The 17,339-nt window shown below is 69.9% G+C and carries 11 protein-coding genes and 1 tRNA gene; 4 read left to right on the top strand and 8 right to left on the bottom strand.

Features of this window, described 5'->3' with window-relative positions; all coding sequences use genetic code 11:
* Positions 1–120: 120 nt before the first annotated feature.
* Positions 121–759 (bottom strand): TetR/AcrR family transcriptional regulator, encoded by a 639-nt coding sequence (locus DEI89_RS07630; protein ID WP_110903457.1) that lies wholly within the window; start codon positions 757–759, stop codon positions 121–123.
* 107 nt (positions 760–866) lie between these two features.
* A tRNA-Lys gene (locus tag DEI89_RS07625) sits at positions 867–939 on the bottom strand.
* A 43-nt stretch (positions 940–982) separates the two neighbouring features.
* Between DEI89_RS07625 and DEI89_RS07620 the strand changes: the two genes are divergently transcribed.
* The 3 genes from DEI89_RS07620 (at position 983) to DEI89_RS07610 (ending at position 3,772) form a co-directional block, all read left to right on the top strand.
* A complete protein-coding gene (locus tag DEI89_RS07620) occupies positions 983–1,612 on the top strand; it encodes a DNA-directed RNA polymerase subunit beta (protein WP_110903456.1) in 630 nt (209 codons plus the stop codon).
* 691 nt (positions 1,613–2,303) lie between these two features.
* Entirely contained in the window at positions 2,304–2,903 is a 600-nt protein-coding gene (sigK, locus tag DEI89_RS07615) for an ECF RNA polymerase sigma factor SigK (protein ID WP_110903455.1), read from the top strand.
* Positions 2,900–3,772 (top strand): anti-sigma factor, encoded by an 873-nt coding sequence (locus DEI89_RS07610; RefSeq protein WP_258368816.1) that lies wholly within the window; start codon positions 2,900–2,902, stop codon positions 3,770–3,772. The genes sigK and DEI89_RS07610 overlap by 4 nt, the downstream gene beginning before the upstream one ends.
* 308 nt (positions 3,773–4,080) lie before the next feature.
* Here DEI89_RS07610 and pstB read toward each other — a convergent pair whose 3' ends face one another.
* The 6 genes from pstB to DEI89_RS07580 form a co-directional block, all read right to left on the bottom strand.
* On the bottom strand, positions 4,081–4,860 hold the full coding sequence (gene pstB / locus DEI89_RS07605; RefSeq protein WP_110903454.1) for a phosphate ABC transporter ATP-binding protein PstB: 780 nt from the start codon (positions 4,858–4,860) through the stop codon (positions 4,081–4,083).
* A 99-nt stretch (positions 4,861–4,959) separates the two neighbouring features.
* Positions 4,960–6,045 carry a phosphate ABC transporter permease PstA gene (pstA, locus tag DEI89_RS07600; protein ID WP_110903453.1) on the bottom strand — a complete coding sequence of 362 codons (1,086 nt, stop codon included), beginning with the start codon at positions 6,043–6,045 and terminating at the stop codon, positions 4,960–4,962.
* Between the two features lie 18 nt (positions 6,046–6,063).
* Positions 6,064–7,014, bottom strand: coding sequence for a phosphate ABC transporter permease subunit PstC (gene pstC / locus DEI89_RS07595; protein ID WP_110903452.1), 951 nt, complete (start codon positions 7,012–7,014; stop codon positions 6,064–6,066).
* A 174-nt stretch (positions 7,015–7,188) separates the two neighbouring features.
* Positions 7,189–8,307, bottom strand: a complete 1,119-nt coding sequence (locus DEI89_RS07590; RefSeq protein WP_110903451.1) for a phosphate ABC transporter substrate-binding protein PstS — start codon at positions 8,305–8,307, stop codon at positions 7,189–7,191.
* Between the two features lie 269 nt (positions 8,308–8,576).
* Complete coding sequence (locus DEI89_RS07585; protein ID WP_110903450.1) at positions 8,577–9,524, bottom strand: NUDIX domain-containing protein; 948 nt, start codon at positions 9,522–9,524, stop codon at positions 8,577–8,579.
* Positions 9,521–11,686, bottom strand: a complete 2,166-nt coding sequence (locus DEI89_RS07580) for an RNA degradosome polyphosphate kinase (RefSeq protein WP_110903449.1) — start codon at positions 11,684–11,686, stop codon at positions 9,521–9,523. The genes DEI89_RS07585 and DEI89_RS07580 overlap by 4 nt, the downstream gene beginning before the upstream one ends.
* Before the next feature lie 228 nt (positions 11,687–11,914).
* Here DEI89_RS07580 and DEI89_RS07575 point away from each other — a divergent pair, with 228 nt between their 5' ends.
* Complete coding sequence (locus DEI89_RS07575) at positions 11,915–17,269, top strand: DUF6531 domain-containing protein (protein WP_181421549.1); 5,355 nt, start codon at positions 11,915–11,917, stop codon at positions 17,267–17,269.
* The last annotated feature ends 70 nt before the right edge of the window (positions 17,270–17,339 follow it).

Genomic DNA, 17,339 nt, shown 5'->3' with positions numbered 1-17,339 from the left:
GCGGTGAGCGGAACCAAGAACGACCATATCGATGGGAATCCAACAGTCGGCTGAGCGGTGCACTGATGTGGACAGAGCGCCGGCCATGGATCGTCTGGGGACGACTTGTACCCCGAGGGGTCAGCTGGCGCGGCCCAGGTCCCACACCGGCGGCACGTACTCGCGGGACCACCCCTCGCGCAGACGCGTCACCGCGCGGTCGAACGACTCGAGCAGGTCCATCTCCGGGCGGACCATCGACTGCAGCTGCAGGCCCTCGTACGTGGCCAGGAGCTGCTCGGCGCCACGGGACGGCTCCATCGTGTGCGGCTCCCGACCGGCGGCGATGTCCTGCACGAGGCTCTGCTGCACGAACCCGTGGAACCGGCGCCAGCGGGCGTGCAGCATCGGCGCGAGCGGGTGCTTCGGGGCGGCGGCGATGTTCAGCATCGAGGTGAGGAAGCGCATCAACGACGGGTCCTCGATGTTGGCGGTGACGATCGCGCGGAGGAACCGGATCGTCCCCAGATCGGCGGCGATCGACGTCAGCGGGGTCGTCCGGCGGTCGTTCCACCGGTCGATGGCCGCCAGGAGCAGGCCGTCCCAGCTGGGGAACGACGCCTCGAGGGTCGCGATGGTGGCGTCCGCCTCGTCGGCGACGCGGGCGGGGGTGACTTCGTGCAGGGGCAGTTCGTGGAGCACCCGGATCATCGCGTCGACGATCTGCGTACGGGTGAAGACGTCGTCGTGCGGTGCGGAGTCCATGTCGGGGCTGGGCATGTCAGCACCACATCACATCGGCAGCGCGACGGGGTACCCCCACAACGAGCATGCTGTCCGGTGTGCGAAACGGGTGCACCCCCGCCCACTCCGGGCTGACGAGAGAGTGGGCCCCGTGGGGCTCGAACCCACGACCCTCGGATTAAAAGTCCGGTGCTCTACCAACTGAGCTAGAGGCCCTCGCACACAAGGGTATCGGGCGAGCAGCGCCTACACTGTCGCGGTGCCTCGCGAACACCACCGTCCCGTCCAGTTCACCGATGCCGAGTTCGCCGCCATCAAGGGCGGTGAGGACCCGGCCCTGGTGAACCGCGTCGCGCACGACACCGCCAACGCGCTGCTGCACCGGGTGCGCGAGGACCCGGACCCGGCCGTCGTCGAGCGCCTGGTCACCTACACGGACGTGCACGGTATCGACGCGATCGCGGAACTCTGGGCACGCGTGGGACCGCACACCCTGCCGGGGGCCCTCTGGCGCATCTACCTGGTCCGCACGGTGATCCGGCAGAACCCGGAGGAGATCGCGTACCTCTTCGAGCGGGGGACGCAGCTCATCGGCACGATCGACCAGGCGGTCGCGGGTGCCGAGGAACCGACGGGCCCGGCGGAGATCCTGACGCTGTCGGACCGGATCCTGCACGGGCTGTACACGGGGGACTTCGCGGTGGCGCTCGAGCGTGGTGCGGCCTTCGCGCGGTTGACCGCGGCGGGGGCGACCTCGGTGGCGGACGACTCGGACGTCTCGGCGGAGGAGCGCGCGTCGGCGCTGACGACCCGTGCCTTCCGACTCGCGGAACTCGCCGAGGACCTGTCGGCCGCAGCGGCTCTCTGGCGCCGTGAGAGCCTCGACTGACGCCGACGGACCGACGCCGACGGGCTGATGTCGGCGGACTGACACGGGTGGGCTGGCACCGGCGTCACGGCCGCTCGCCGCCGACGGCGGTGACCCGACCGTCGGACCGCTGACGCGCCTCCTGGCCGTGGCCTGCAGCGCCGTCCGCATCCGGACATGCAAAGACCGGGCCGCAGAAGCGCCTCTCGGCGCGAGGCCGCTCGGAGCGGCGAATATTGGAGCCCGGGGCTTGCTGCGGCCCGGCACGTCCAAGTGTACGAGACGACTGCCGCGTCGTACCCAGGTGTTCACTCTCGGTGGACAGATCCGGCACCGGGCGTGCCGTGACATGGGGACGACGCCGAACGGGATGCACGTCCCGGCTCCGGTCGTCGGCCCGCCGAGGCTGGACCGATCGTCACGGAATCCCGCCCTGACCCAATCCGACCGGGCGACGGTGCCGAACCATCAGCGTGACCGTCGCAAGACGTCTCACACGAGGTCCCCGGACGACCCGGGCCCGCTCGCGGGTCAATTCCCTGTGGGTCGTCCGGGGCCTCGCCACATGTACCCGCGCCACCCGCGCAGCGATCGCTGCCGGGACCCGATCCGAACGGGACTCCAGCTGATGACCACCGTGACCGCATTCGCCGAGGGCTCTGTCCAGAGCGCGCGGTGGACGCCGAACACCCGGGAAGGAGGAAAACCTGCAATGCTCACTCTCGTGGAAGGCGACATGGATGGTTGGACTCCCGCCGCCCCGGAACCGGTGTCGGCGGACGACCTGCTCAGTCGGGTCGCGACCGGTGACCAGGCTGCCTTCGCCGACCTCTACGACGAGCTGTCCGGCCGGGTCCTCGGTCTCGTGACGCGGCTCCTCCGTGACCGCGCCCAGTCCGAAGAGGTCACGCAGGAGGTCTTCCTCGAGGTCTGGCAGCAGGCCACCCGCTTCGACCAGGCCCGCGGCAGCGCTGCGAGCTGGGTCCTCACCATGGCGCACCGTCGAGCGGTCGACCGGGTGCGGGCATCGCAGTCGTCCCGCGACCGCGACACCAAGATCGGCATCCGCGACTTCGAGACGGACTTCGACTCCGTCTCCGAGTCCGTCGAGATCCGGCTCGAACACGAACGCGTCAGCCGGGCACTGTCCCGACTCACCGAGTTCCAGCGTCAGGCCGTGCAGCTCGCCTACTACGGCGGCTTCTCGCACAGCGAGATGGCCGACAAGCTCGGGGTGCCGATCGGCACCGTCAAGACCCGTCTCCGCGACGGGATGATCCGACTCCGCGACGAGATGGGGGTGACGTCATGACCGACCGTCACGACGACCCCGAGCTGATGACCGGCTCGCACGCGCTGAACGCGCTGACCGACGACGAGCGCGCCGCGGTCGAGCGGGCGCTGTCCGACTCCCCGGAGCTGCAGCGCGAGTCCGACTCGCTCCGTGAGACCGCACTGGCCCTCGCCTTCGCCGTGTCGCCCGTCGAACCCTCCGCGTCCCTGAAGACCTCGCTGATGGCGAAGATCCAAGCGACCCCGCAGCTGCCCGCTCTGGACGACGCTGGTGTCACACCGGAGCCCGTCCGGGAGGCCCGCCCCGCGTCCGCCCCGCTCGTCACGCCGGCAGCGTCGGTCACCGACCTGCAGTCCGCTCCCGGCCGTGCCGCGTCGACCGCCCGGGCCCGGTGGTTCCAGCGTCCGGCCGCGATGCTCAGCGTCGCCGCAGCCGGTGCCGTCGTGCTCCTCAGCGTCGGCTTCGGGGTCGGCGGCTCGCTGCTCCAGGACGACGGCGGAGCGCCGGCGACCACGCAGGCCGCCTCCGGCCTCGACCAGATCTACGCGGCCCCGGACTTCCAGCGGAGCACCGCGAAGGTCAAGGGCGGCGGCACGGCCACGGTCGTGTGGTCCGGCCAGCTGCAGCGGTCCGCGGTCATCCTCGACGGGGTCGACGCGGCACCGAAGGACAAGACGTACGAGCTCTGGTACATCGGGTCGCAGGAGTCCGGCGGCACGATCACCGCGGCCGGCCTGATGGACGACGTCGACGGCGGTGTCCGTTCGGCGGTCCTCCGCGGCACGATGGGCGCCGGTGACACGATCGGCATCACGGTCGAGCCGACTGGTGGCTCGGACCAGCCGACCTCCGACCCGGTCGTCGCCGTCCCCACGTCCGAGGCGTGACCGGCCCCTGACGGTTCAGGACGACGCCCCCCGTGACCACGTCGGTCACGGGGGGCGTCGTCGTGTGCGGCGTTCGTCCTGCACACCGAGACGCCTCCGTCTCTCTTTGGCGCCGCCGACCTGCCGAGACGCCCCGTGCTCCGGCGGCGTCTCGTGGAGCACGGGGCGTCGCGGACAGACGGGGGCGTGTCGACGGTACGACGGGACGTGTCCACGGTACGACGGAGGCCCCGTGCCGTCCGTGGCGGACGTGCACCGGGCCTCCAGTCCGGATCGGCAGAGCCGTCAGGCGACCGCGCGGGCACCGATCACCCGAAGCGACCCGAGACGTAGTCCTCGGTCGACTTGACCGACGGGTTCGAGAAGATCGTCGCGGTGTCGTCGTACTCGATGAGGTGACCCGGCTGACCGGTGCCGGCGATGTTGAAGAACGCCGTCTTGTCACTGACCCGCGAGGCCTGCTGCATGTTGTGCGTCACGATGACGATCGTGAACTCCTTCTTCAGGTCCTCGATCAGGTCCTCGATGGCCAGGGTCGAGATCGGGTCGAGCGCGGAGCACGGCTCGTCCATCAGCAGCACGTCGGGCTGCACCGCGATGGCGCGGGCGATGCACAGACGCTGCTGCTGACCGCCGGACAGGCCCATGCCGGGCTTCTCGAGGCGGTCCTTGACCTCGTTCCAGAGGTTCGCGCCCTGCAGCGAACGCTCGACGATGTCGTCGGCCTCCGACCGTGAGATGCGCTTGTTGTTGAGCTTCACGCCGGCCAGCACGTTGTCCTTGATGGACATCGTCGGGAACGGGTTCGGCCGCTGGAAGACCATGCCGACCTGGCGACGGACGATGACCGGGTCGACGCCGGGAGCGTACAGGTCGTCGCCGTCGATCTTGACGGAACCTTCGACGTACGCGCCGGGGATGACCTCGTGCATGCGGTTCAGTGTGCGGAGGAACGTCGACTTGCCGCAGCCGGACGGGCCGATGAAAGCGGTGACGGTGCGGGGCTCGATCGTCATGTCGACGCCCTCGACCGCCTTGAACTTCGAGTAGAAGACGTTGAGGCCGTCGACCTCGATGCGCTTGGACACGTGGATCCTTCTGGGTTGGGTGGTCGTCGGGTTACTGGTCGTCCGCGCGCTGGCGGGGGAGGCAGTGCCTCTCCCTGGCGGGGGAGGCAGTGCCTCTCCCTAGCGGGGGAGCTTGGGCGCGAACAGGCGGGTGATGAAGCGGGCCAGCAGGTTGAGCAGCATCACGATGAGGATGAGGAGCAGCGCCGCGGTCCAGGCCCGGTCGACGAACGGCACCGGGTTGGCGCCCTGCTGCGAGTACTGCGTGTACGCGAACACCGGCAGCGTCATCATCGGGTCCTTGAACAGGTCGTAGTTCATGCTCGACGTGAACCCGGCGGTGACGAGCAGCGGTGCCGTCTCACCGATCACGCGGGCGATCGAGAGCATGACGCCCGTCGTGATGCCGGCGAGGCTGGTCGGCAGGACGACCTTCATGATCGTCAGCCACTTCGGCACACCCAGGGCGTACGAGGCCTCGCGGAGCTCCATCGGCACGATCTTCAGGACCTCTTCGGTGGAGCGCACGACGATCGGGATCATCAGCACCGCGAGGGCGACCGAACCGACCAGGCCGAAGCGGGCACCCGGGCCGAGGAACAGCGCGAACAGCGAGTAGGCGAACAGACCGGCGACGATCGAGGGGATGCCCGTCATCACGTCGACGAAGAAGGTGATGCCGCGGGCCAGCACGCCCTTGCCGTACTCCACCAGGTAGATCGAGGTGAGCAGACCGATCGGGACGCTGATCAGCGCCGCGAACAGGGTGATCTCGAGCGTGCCGATCAGCGCGTGCACCGCGCCACCGCCCTCGGAGATCACCCCGCGCATCGAGTACGAGAAGAACTGCGCATCGAAACGCGCGAGACCGTCCGCCAGGACCGTCCAGAGGAGGGACACCAGCGGCAGGACCGCGATCACGAAGGCGGTGATGACCAGCGAGGTGATCAGGCGGTCGACGGCCTTGCGGCCACCCTCCACGATGCGGGAGACCACGACGATGAGGACGTCGAACAGGACCGTGCCGAGGAACACCGCGGCGACGACGTTGAAGTCCTTGGTGGCGCCGCCGGCGTTCAGCAGGGCGAAGACCAGGCCGAGGGCGACCCAGCTGCCGACGAGCAGCAGCCACGGGACGGACTTGTGGAGCTTGCCGTTGGCGAAGACGTTGCCGGCGGTGGCGGGCTGACGGAGTGCGAGGGACATCGGGTTCGACCTTTCCCGTCAGGAGACTCGCTTGCGGACGATGTACCGCGCGAGCATGTTGATGACCAGGGTGATGACGAAGAGGATCAGGCCCGACGCGACGAGCGCGTTCAGGGCCGTCCCGGAGGCCTCGGCGAACTGCAGGGCGATGTTCGCCGCGATCGTCGACGGGTTCAGCGGGGTGAGGAGCTGGAAGGTGACGTTCGTCGACACCGAGAGCACCAGGGCGATCGCCATCGTCTCGCCGAGCGCCCGACCGAGGCCGAGCATGATCGCGGACACGATGCCCGACTTGGCGAACGGCAGGACCGACATCCGGATCATCTCCCAACGCGTCGCACCGAGGGCCAGGGCCGCTTCCTCGTTCAGCGTCGGCGCCTGCAGGAAGATCTCGCGCATCACGGCGGTCATGATCGGGATCGCCATCACCGCGAGGACGATCGATGCGGTGAGGATCGTGCGCCCGGTCCCGGACAGCGGGCCGGAGAACAGCGGGATCCACCCGAAGTGGTCGTTGAGGAACGCGTAGAACGGCTTCACCAGGCGGGCCAGGACCACGATGCCCCAGAGACCGTAGACGACCGACGGCACCGCGGCGAGCAGGTCGATGACGTAGCCGAGGACCGGAGCCAACCGGCGCGGTGCGTAGTGCGAGATGAAGAGCGCGATGCCGATCGCCAGCGGCACCGCCATGATCAGCGCGAGGAAGGCCGACCACACCGTTCCGAAGACGAGCGGGCCGACGTAGGTCCAGAAGTTCGCGGCGCTGTTCGGCAGGGTGCCGGCTTCGGCGTTGAAGGCCGGGATGCTCTGCCAGACGAGGAACGCGGCCACGAGGACGAGGACGAAGAGGATCAGGCTGCCGGCCGCGACGGAGGCGGCGGAGAACACCCGGTCGCCGATGCGGACGACGGCCTTCGGCTTGGACGGGGTGGCGATGTCCTGGTCTCGGACCGGTGCGGTCGTCATGGGGCTCCTGTCGGAGGATCGCGCCGGGTGAGCGCGAGGGGTTCGGGGGAGAGGTGGAGCGTCAGGGTCGTGACGGGCGCGGGATGCAGCAGGCGTCGGCAGCTCGCGTCACGACGGGCGAGAGCCCGGACGCCGGTCAGATGGGTGGGACCGGCGTCCGGGCGCTGAGCGGACTTACTTGATGGACTCGACCGCCGCGGCGGCCTTCTCGCCCAGGTCGGACGACAGGGCGGCCGACTTGGCCTCCGTCGCTGCGGCCTTCTGCGCGTCAGCCGAGACGACGTACCCGAGGTACGCCTTCACGAGGTCGGCCTTGTCGCTGTCCTTGTACTCCTGGCAGGCGATGGCGTAGGAGACGAGCACCAGCGGCCACGCGTTCTCCGCGGTGTCCTTGCGGTCGATCTCGATGGCGAGGTCGTTGTCCTCGCGGCCCGAGGCGACGTCGGAGTCGGCGACGACCTTCGCAGCACCCTCGGCCGAGATCTCGGTGGCCTTGTCGCCGACCATGAGCTTGGCCTTGTCGAGGTCACCGGCGCCGGAGTCGTCGATGTAGGTGATGGCGTTCGAGGCGCCCTGCATGGCCGAGGCCACACCGGAGGTCTTCGCCGCCGCGTCACCGACCTGGAACGGGAAGGTCTGGCTCGGCTCCTTGCCCCAGGCGTCGCCCGCGTTCTCCGACAGGTACTCGGAGAAGTTCTCGGTCGTGCCGGAGTCGTCGGAGCGGTGCACGACGGTGATGTTCGCGTCCGGCAGCTTCACGCCGTCGTTGAGCGACGCGATCTCGGAGTCGTTCCACTTCGTGATCTTGCCGGAGAAGATGCCCGCGATGGACTTCGCGTCGAGCGTCAGGTCCGAGACGCCGTCGACCTTGTAGGCGATCGCGATCGGGGAGATGTAGACCGGGATGTCGATGGCCTTCGAGTCCGCGGCGCACGCGGCGAACGTGCCGCCGAGCTCCTCCTCGGACAGGGCGGCGTCGGAGCCGGCGAAGTCCGCGGCACCCGAGATGAAGTTCTTGCGGCCCGCGCCCGAACCGTCGGGCGAGTAGTTCACGGTGACGCCGGAAGCCTGACCCTGGAAGCCGGCGGCCCAGGTCGCTTCGGCGGTCTGCTGTGCGGAGGAGCCGGAACCGGTGAGCGTGCCGGAGAGGCTCGAGTAGTCGACACCCGAGGAGGCGGCGGGCGACGACGAGTTGCCGCCGTTGCCAGCATCCTCGTTCGCCGCGCAGGAGGAGAGCACGACGGCGCCGGCGATCGCGATTGCCGCGACCGAGCCGATTCGCTTGATGTTCACAGGGGTCCCTTCGGGAATGTAAGTGCAGTGGGACCGCTGTGTGGTCCCCGGGCCGGTGCTGACCCGGGAGCGACTGTAGGGACGAGAGGTGACCGGGATGACGCTCTCCGGTGAACGGGAGGTGAACGCGGGGTTCACCCGGTGCGGGTCGCCGGACACCGGGCAGGGGTCAGGAGCAGGATCGGGGCACGCTGCCCACCGAGCGGTGCTGTTGACCGCTGGCGCTGCTCCGCTGATTGCGCTGGCGCCGGCTCCCGGGTCGGCTCGGGTCAGGCGCTGACGGTGTTGCGGTGCGTCTCGACGGCGATGAGCTTGCGTCCGGCGATGTGCATCACGGCGAACTCGCCGACCGAGAGCATGGCGGCGCGACGCAGGTCGAACTTCGCCGCGTCGTCCGCGGTGTCCGTCGCGATCCGCGCCACGATGTCGGGCAGGACCGGGCCGTGCGAGCAGAGCACCGCGGTCTTCGCCTTGTCCAGGCGCTTCCGGACGACGCCCTTCACGTCGGCAATCCCACGCTCGTGGGCGTCCTGGCTGATGTCCGGGGTGTCGGACACCCCCACCTTCGTCCGCGCCGACAGGGGTTCCACGGTCGCCAGGCACCGGGCGGCCGTGCTGCTGACGATCTTCTTCGGCCCGAACGCCGCGACCGGAGCCGCAGCCGCCTTCGCCTGCGCGCGGCCGAGGGGGAGGAGCGGACGCGTGGCGTCGGGGCCGTCCCAGTCAGACCCGGGGACCGTCTTGGCGTGCCGCAGGGCGATCAGGGCGAACGTGTCGTGCTCGCCCGCGGCGGCGCGTTCGGCGAACCGGTCGAGGATCGCGACGTCACGTTCGTAGGTCAGCCGGGCGCGGGCGTCGTCGATGGACACCCACTCGACGGCGGCGACCTCGTCGTTCGGGCGGAACTGACCCGCACGCTCGGCCTCCTTGCGGGAGACCCGGGCCGACCAGTAGTGCACGACCTTGTCACGGCCGCTCGGCAGGACGTACTCCGCCCGGCCCAGGGGAGCGCCGAGGTGGACGCGGTACCCGGTCTCCTCGTCGATCTCGCGTACGGCGGCCTCGGGGATGCTCTCGCCCGGGTCCACCTTGCCCTTGGGGAAGGAGACGTCCTTGTGGTGCTCGCGGTGGATCAGGAGGACGAGCGGCTGGCCGTCCTGCTCACGCCACACCACGGCGCCGGCCGCGATGACCGGGCCCGACTGCCCACCGGTCACCGAGTGGAACGCTTCCGTGCCGAGATGGTCCGCATGAGGACATTCTGCACGTCGTCGAGTGGGCGTCCGTCGTCGTCCGTCGAGTGGCGGCTCCACTCGCCGTCGGACTCGAGGTGCCAGGAACTGGTCGTCTCGGCCATCGCCAGGTCGAACATCTCCTGCACCTCGGTGATGTGCGCCGGGGTGGTGAGGCGGACGAGGGCCTCGACGCGACGATCGAGGTTGCGGTGCATCATGTCAGCGCTGCCGATGAACACCGCGGGGTCGCCGTCGTTGTGGAACGCGAACGCCCGCGAGTGCTCGAGGTACCTCCCGACCACACTGCGGACCCGGATCGTCTCGCTCACGCCTTCGAGGCCCGGCTTCAAGGAGCAGATCCCCCGGACCCAGATGTCGACCGGAACCCCGGCCTGGCTCGCCAGGTACAGCGCGTCGATGATCTGCTCGTCGACCATCGAGTTCACCTTGATGCGGATGCCCGAGGGCTTTCCCTCGCGGGCGTTCTGCGCCTCCGTCTGGATGCGCTTGACCAGGCCCTTGCGCAGGTGCAGCGGCGCGACCAGCAGGCGCTTGAACTTCTTCTCGATCGCGTAGCCCGACAGCTCGTTGAACAGACGCGTCAGGTCCTTGCCCACCGTGTCGTCCGCAGTGAACAACCCCATGTCCTCGTAGATCCGCGAGGTCTTCGGGTTGTAGTTGCCCGTGCCGATGTGGCTGTAGTGCTTGAGCGTCCCGCCCTCCTGGCGGATGACGAGCACGAGCTTGGAGTGCGTTTTCAGCCCGACCAGGCCGTACACGACGTGCACGCCGGCCTTCTCGAGCTTGCGCGCCCACGTGATGTTGTTCTGCTCGTCGAACCGTGCCTTGATCTCGACGAGGGCGAGCACCTGCTTGCCGGCCGCGGCGGCGTCGATGAGGGCCTCGACGATGGGGGAGTCACCCGAGGTGCGGTACAGCGTCTGCTTGATCGCCAGCACGTTCGGGTCTGCGGCGGCCTGCTCGAGGAACGCCTGCACGCTGGTGGCGAAGGACTCGTACGGGTGGTGGACCAGGACGTCCCGAGTGGCGATCGCGCGGAACAGGTCCGGCTTCGTGTTCGGCTCACCCGGCTGGAACTGCACCGGGGTCGTCGGCACGTGGCGCGGGTAGTGCAGGTCCGGGCGCGGGAGCTTCGCCAGTTCGAACAGTCCGCCGAGGTCGAGCGGCGACGGCAGGCGGTAGACCTCTTGCTCGGTGATGTCGAGTTCGCGGACCAGTAGGTCGAGCGTCACCGGGTCCATGTCCTCGGTGATCTCGAGACGGATCGGCGGACCGAAGCGACGACGGAGGAGTTCACGCTCCAGCGCCTGGATGAGGTTCTCTGCCTCGTCCTCTTCGATCTCGACGTCTTCGTTGCGGGTGATGCGGAACACGTGGTGCTCGAGCACCTCCATCCCCGGGAACAGATCGGGGAGGTGGTTCGCGATCAGGTCTTCGAGCGGGATGAAGCGCAGCCGCCCGGAGTTGTCGTCCGGCAGCTTGATGAAGCGCGGGTAGTTCTGCGGCACCTTGAGGCGCGCGAACTCTTGACGCTGCGACTTCGGGTTCCGCACCCGGACGGCCAGGTTGAGTGACAGGCCGGAGATGTAGGGGAACGGGTGCGCCGGGTCGACCGCGAGCGGCATGAGCACCGGGAAGATCTGCTCGCTGAAGTACTCGCGCATGCGGAGGCGGTCGTCCTCGCCCAGGTCGGACCAGTGCTCGACGTGGATGCCGGCGGCGTCGAGGTCCGGCTTGAGCGACCCGATGAAGGCGTTCGCGTGCCGCTCCTGCAGCTCGTGCGCCTTCATCGCGATGTCGCGCAGGACGTCACTCGGCGCTCGACCGACGTTGGTGGGGACCGCGATGCCGGTGTCGATGCGGCGCTTCAGGCCCGCGACCCGCACCATGAAGAACTCGTCGAGGTTCGAGGCGAAGATCGCGAGGAAGTTCGCCCGCTCGAGCAGCGGCTGCGTCCGGTCCTCACCGAGCTCGAGCACGCGCTGGTTGAAGCGGAGCCAGCTGAGCTCGCGGTCGAAGTACCGGTCGGAGGGCAGCGACTCGTGCTCGATCTCCACGACCTCGTCGAAGTCGTCGAGGTCGTTCGCGACGGAGTCGCCGTCGAGCTGCGGTTCGGTGTCCATGGCCACATCCTGCCACCAGCACCCTGCACCGGGGGCTGCCCGGGTGGCGCCTGTGGAGACGGGCGGTGAACGGGCGGGGATGTGGAGGACGGTGCGGGTGTCCACAGGCAGCACCGAGCGGGTGGACGAATCGGTATGTTGGTCGGGGTCACAGCCTCCAGGGGGATCCGCTGCGGAGGCTCGTCGACCATCACGACCAGCACCACTTCTCCGGGGGGACGAGTCACCATGGCTGACCAGCTGCACGCCAACACCGATCCGATCGAGTTCGACGTCGCGACCGCTGATGCGCTCGGCAGTGCCATGCGCAGCGCAGCCAGTGCGATCGACGGGCAGGTCGGAAGCCGTCAGTCGTACGTGTCGACGGCATCGCAGGAGTTCCGCGGCCACTTCTCGGAGCTGTTCACCGAGAACGCGAGCGTCGCGAAGAGCGACGGCACGACCATCTCCGACATGATGCGCACGGTTGCCGGCTGGGTCGACCAGATGAAGACGGCTGCCGCGGAAGAACGCGAACGCCGTCGCCAGGCCCGTGAGTGGCAGGAGCAGCAGGCCGACCGCAACGGGTTCGAGAAGTGGCGGGACGACTTCTTCGGCTGGGGGAACCCGCCGGACATCGAGAACAAGCCCGCGCCTCCCTTCGGCCCCGCGGAGATGCAGCCGAAGCCGAGGCAGACGCCGTCACCGGGCCCGGGTGGCGGCGGGGGCGGGACGTCGTCCGCGAAGCCAGAAGACCTCCGCTCCTTCGCCACGGGCTCGACGTCGTTGAACTCGGAGCTGTCCGGGAGACCCGGGGTGCTCCGGGGCAAGCTGTCCGACTTCGCGTCCCGGTGCTCATGGGGCACGATCAACGCGGACGGGCTCGTCGCCGGCTTCGAGCGGTGGCTTGCAGCCAACGACCAGGACGTCGCCTGGGCGAAGACCATCGCCGACGCCTTCGCCGCCGCCGGGGGTGAAGGCGCGGTCTCGACCGTGTCCGACGCAGCGCTCGGCGCAGCCCTGCAGGCCGCGGGCGTGTCGGCGAACCGGACCGACCTGCAGATCGATCCGCCCACCGCCTACGGCGCGCAGCCGACGACCGGTTACTCGATGGACCCGGTCAACACGACGACCGGCAACTTCCTCGAGCCGGAGCTCGACCTCGCGCACGACGGTGCGTCCGCGTCGCTCCGGTTCACGCGCATGTACAACTCCCTCGACCGACGGGTCGGGCTCTTCGGCCCCGGCTGGGCATCCGTCCTCGACACCCGTCTGCTCCTCGACGACGAGGGGGCGTCCTTCGTCGGCGCCGACGGTCGGCTCATCCGCTTCCCCCGGGCCGGTGGCGGCTGGGCACGCGGCGGCGGCGAGAACCGGTGGCTCGCGGCAGAGGACGGCCTGCTGGTCGTGCGGGACAACGAGGGCGGCCGCATCGACTTCACGCCGGCCGGACTCTGGCTCGGCGAGAGCGCCGGACCGGGCACCGCCGTCCACGTGGAACGGGACGCCGATGACACCGTCCTCCGACTGTGGCACGAACGCGGACGCTCCGTCGACGTCGAGTACGTCGACGGACGTGTGGCCGTGCTGCGTGCCTCCGACGGACGCCTGGTCGAGTACGGGTACGACGACCGGGGCCGACTGGTGTCGGCGACGACGGCACTGGGGACGAGGACGTACGGCTGGGACGACGATGACCTCGTCGTGACGGTCACCAGCGCGGACGGCGTGCTCGAGGTCGACAACACCTACGACGCGCACCGTCGCGTCGTCGAGCAGATCAACCCCCACGGTCGACGGGTCCGCTTCGCCTACCTGCCCGGTCGGGTCACCGTGGTGTCCGACCACGACGGCACACGGTCGAACAGCTGGATCGCCGACCCGAAGGGACGCCTGGTCGGGGTCATCGACTCCGACGACCGTCGGCAGTCGATGAGCTACGACCCGCACGGCAACCTCGTGTCCGCGACGGAACGCGACGGTTCGGTGACCGTGCACGCCTTCGACGGGCGGGGGCGACGCATCCGGACGGTGACGCCGACCGGCGGCGACCTGACCTACGGGTACGACGACGCCGACCGGGTCACCACCGTCGTCACCGAGGGCGGCAGCGTCGTCACGTACGAGTACGACGGCGACGAGCGTGACCCGGCCGTCATCATCGACCCGATGGGCGGCCGCACCGAGCTGAGCTGGCAGCACGGCCTGCTCGTCCGCGTCGTCGACCCCACGGGCGTCACCCTCGACCTCGACCACGACACGGCCGGTGAGCTCGTCGCGGTCACCAACGCGGTCGGGGACACCGCACGGATCGAGCGGGACAGCGCCGGCCGTGCCGTCGCCTCGGTCAGTCCGACCGGCGCCCGCACCGAGTACCGCCACGACGCGGCAGGGCAGGTCGTCGCCCGCCTGGACCCCGACGGTGCGACCTGGACGGCCGAGTACACCGTCGGCGGGCGCGTGAGCGCCGTCACCGATCCGACCGGAGCGCGGACCGCCCTCGCCTGGGGCGCGGACGGCGAGCTCGCCGCCACGACCGATGCGCTCGGTCGGACGACGCGCCGGACGTACGACGACCAGGGCAACTCGCTGCAGGTCACCCTGCCGAGCGGCGCGTCCTGGACGTTCGCGCACGACGCCTTGTCGCGCCTCCAGTCCGTCGTCGACCCGACCGGCTCCGTCTGGCGGCGGGAGTACGGAGTCAACGGCGACCTGCGCGCGGTGACCGATCCCACCGGCGTCCGACGCGAGTTCTCCGACGACCCGACCACCGGCATCGCCACCCTCGCGGATGCGTTCGCGACCACGACCGTCCGTTCGGACGAGTTCGGACGCCCCGTCGAGGTCACCTCCGACGAGACCGGATCCGAGCTCGTCACCTACGACGCCTGCGGTCGGCCGGTCGAGCTGGTCGACGGCGAGGGCGGGCTCACCCGCCTCGAGCGTGACCTGGCTGGTCGGATCGTCGCGATCCTCGCACCGAGCGGCCAGCGGACGACCTACGAGTACGACGCCTGCGGTCGTCCGTCGGCCGCGACCGACGCGCTCGGGAACCGAACGACGGTCACCTACGACGCGGAGTCGCGCGTCATCGCACGGACCCTGCCCACGGGTGACGTCGAGCGCACCGAGTACGACGTCGTCGGACGCGTCGTCGCGCGGACCACACCGGGAGAGGGAACGGCTCGCTACCGCTGGGACGCGGCCGGGAGGCTCGTCTCCGTTCACGACACCCGTCACGGCCGACGTCGGTTCCGCTACGACGCCGCGGGTCAGCTCGTCGAGGCCGAGAACGGCCTGGGCGGGGTCACGACCTACACGTACGACGCCGACGGGCACCTGGTCGGCGCGACCGACCCGCTCGGCGGGATCATCCGGTACGGCTACGACCGGTCCGGCCGGTTGACCGGGATCACCGATCCGCTCGGCCGGAGCACGACCGCGCGGTACGACGCCGCCGGCCGCCGGACCGAGCAGACCGACCCGGATGGCCGTGTGCTCCGCTGGGCGTACGACGCGGCGGGGCGTGAAGAGCAGCTCTCGGTGGACGGCACCGTCATCGCGGACACCACGTACGACAGTGTTCGGCGCACGGTCGTCCTCACCGACCACAGCCGCGGCCCCGGCCGGGACACCGAGCACGAACTCTGCTTCGACCGACGCGGTCTGCTCGTCCGGCGGAGCCGCGGTGGACGGGCGACGTCGTGGGAGTACGACCCCGACGGACGCCGCACGGCGCGCACGGACCCAGACGGGCTGCGCACGACGTGGCGTCGGGACGCCCTGGGCCGGATCGTCGCCGTGGAGCGGGACGGCCTCACCCCGGCTGTGTTCACCTCCGACGCGCTGGGCCGCATCGTCCAGGCGTCGACCGGTGACGTCATCCAGTCGTGGTCGTACGAGCGCGGGGCGCTCGTCGAGCACACCGTGACCACGCCGGTCGGCAGCACGACGACCCGGATCGAGCGCGACGTGGACGACCGCATCAGCGCGATCGCCGGTGCGGACGGTCGCGTCGTCTACGGTCACGACGCGGCGGCGCAACTCGTCAGCGCCCTCGACGACACCGGCTCCGGACGGACCTGGCAGTACGACGCGGCCGGGCGTCTCGTCGCCGAGACGGTCGACGGCGCCGGACAGCGGCACGAGTACGACGCTGCCGGGCAGCTGCTCGTCACCACCACCGCCGACGGGTCCCGGACTGAGTACGTCCACGACGGTCTGGGGCGTCGCGTCCGACGGACTGCTCCGGACGGATCCACCACCGAGTACGCGTGGTCGGACCTCGGCTTCCTGGCCGGCGTCGTCGAGCGGGATGCGTCCTACGGCGAGAACGGCCGGATCGAGGTCTGGACCGACGCCCTGGGCGAGGTCGCCGAGGCGGGCGGGGCCGAGGTCTGGTGGGACACCGCCGCGGGTGTGCCGTCCCTGACCTCGGTCGGGGCCACGCCCGTGCTGGAGTTGCCGGGCGGCGTCGTCGCCCTCGATGGCGACTGGACGGCATCGGGATGGCGCGGAGAACGGGCCAACGACTCAGCTGACCCGTGGGCGCTCCTGGCGTCGACGGTCGGGGCTGCAGTTCGAGCGGAGCTGCCGACAGGCATCGGGCTGACCCCCGGTGGGAGCCTGAGCATCGGGGGCATGGAGTGGCTCGGGGCCCGGGTGTACGACCCGTTGGCCAAGGGCTTCCTGTCGACGGACCCGCTCGCACCGATCGTCGGCGCGGGCTGGGCGGGGAACCCGTACTCCTACGCGGGGAACGACCCGCTGCACGCGGTCGACCCGCTGGGGTTGCGGCCGGCGACGGACAAGGACCTGCAGGCGTACCGGGATGCGCACCAGGGGTCCCTCAAGACATGGGCCGACGAGCACGCCGTGTTGATAGCGGGGGCCGCGATCGTCGTCGGCGTTGCCCTCATGTGCACCGGTGTCGGCGGACCCGCAGGCGTCGCCCTCATGGCGGCGTCCGGAGCCTTCATCTCCGGCGGCATCTCGGTCGGGACCCAGAAACTGCAGAACGGCTCCGTCGACTGGGGCAAAGCCGGAGTCGACGCGGTGATCGGCGGCGTCGGTGGCGCAGCCGGAGGCGGCGCTGCCCTCGGGCTGTCGAAGCTGGCGCCAGCGGCCGGCAGCGTCGGAGGGCAGGTGGTGCAACGCGCGGTGGCGCCGGTGTTCTCGACGGTGGGACGATCAACGATCGCTGCGGGGACCTCCGGTGCAGCCTCCAACATGACCGACTACGCCTTCAACGGCGAGAACCAGACGGTCGGCGGGTACGTCCAGAACGCTGCGGTCGGGTTCGGTACCGGAGCCGCTTTCAACTTGGGGTCTGGAAAGGCGAGCAGCACGGTTCTCGACCGTCTCGACATCGAGCCGCGGTTCCCGGTCCCGTCGGGACGCCACGTGCAGATCGCCGAACACGCCATCGCGCCGAACGTCGCTCGTTGGAACACCGCGGTCGACGGGGTCGTGGACCACGTCGCGGGTGGAGCGGCCAGCGTCGTGAACGACGTCCTCGTCGGGAAGGATCCTGGAGACTACCTCCAGGACGGGATCAACGGCACCTTCTCCGGTGCCGGCGGATCGACGAGTCCGCTGCACTGACGCCCGCCAGTGACCGGAAGGACGAGGAGAATGACGGTGGCCTCATCGAAGACCGATGCCCGCACGAAGC

Source organism: Curtobacterium sp. MCBD17_030 (assembly GCF_003224255.1).
Classification (GTDB): Bacteria; Actinomycetota; Actinomycetes; order Actinomycetales; family Microbacteriaceae; genus Curtobacterium.
Note: the sequence above shows the minus strand (reverse complement) of the source record. Positions and strands in the feature narration are given on the sequence as shown.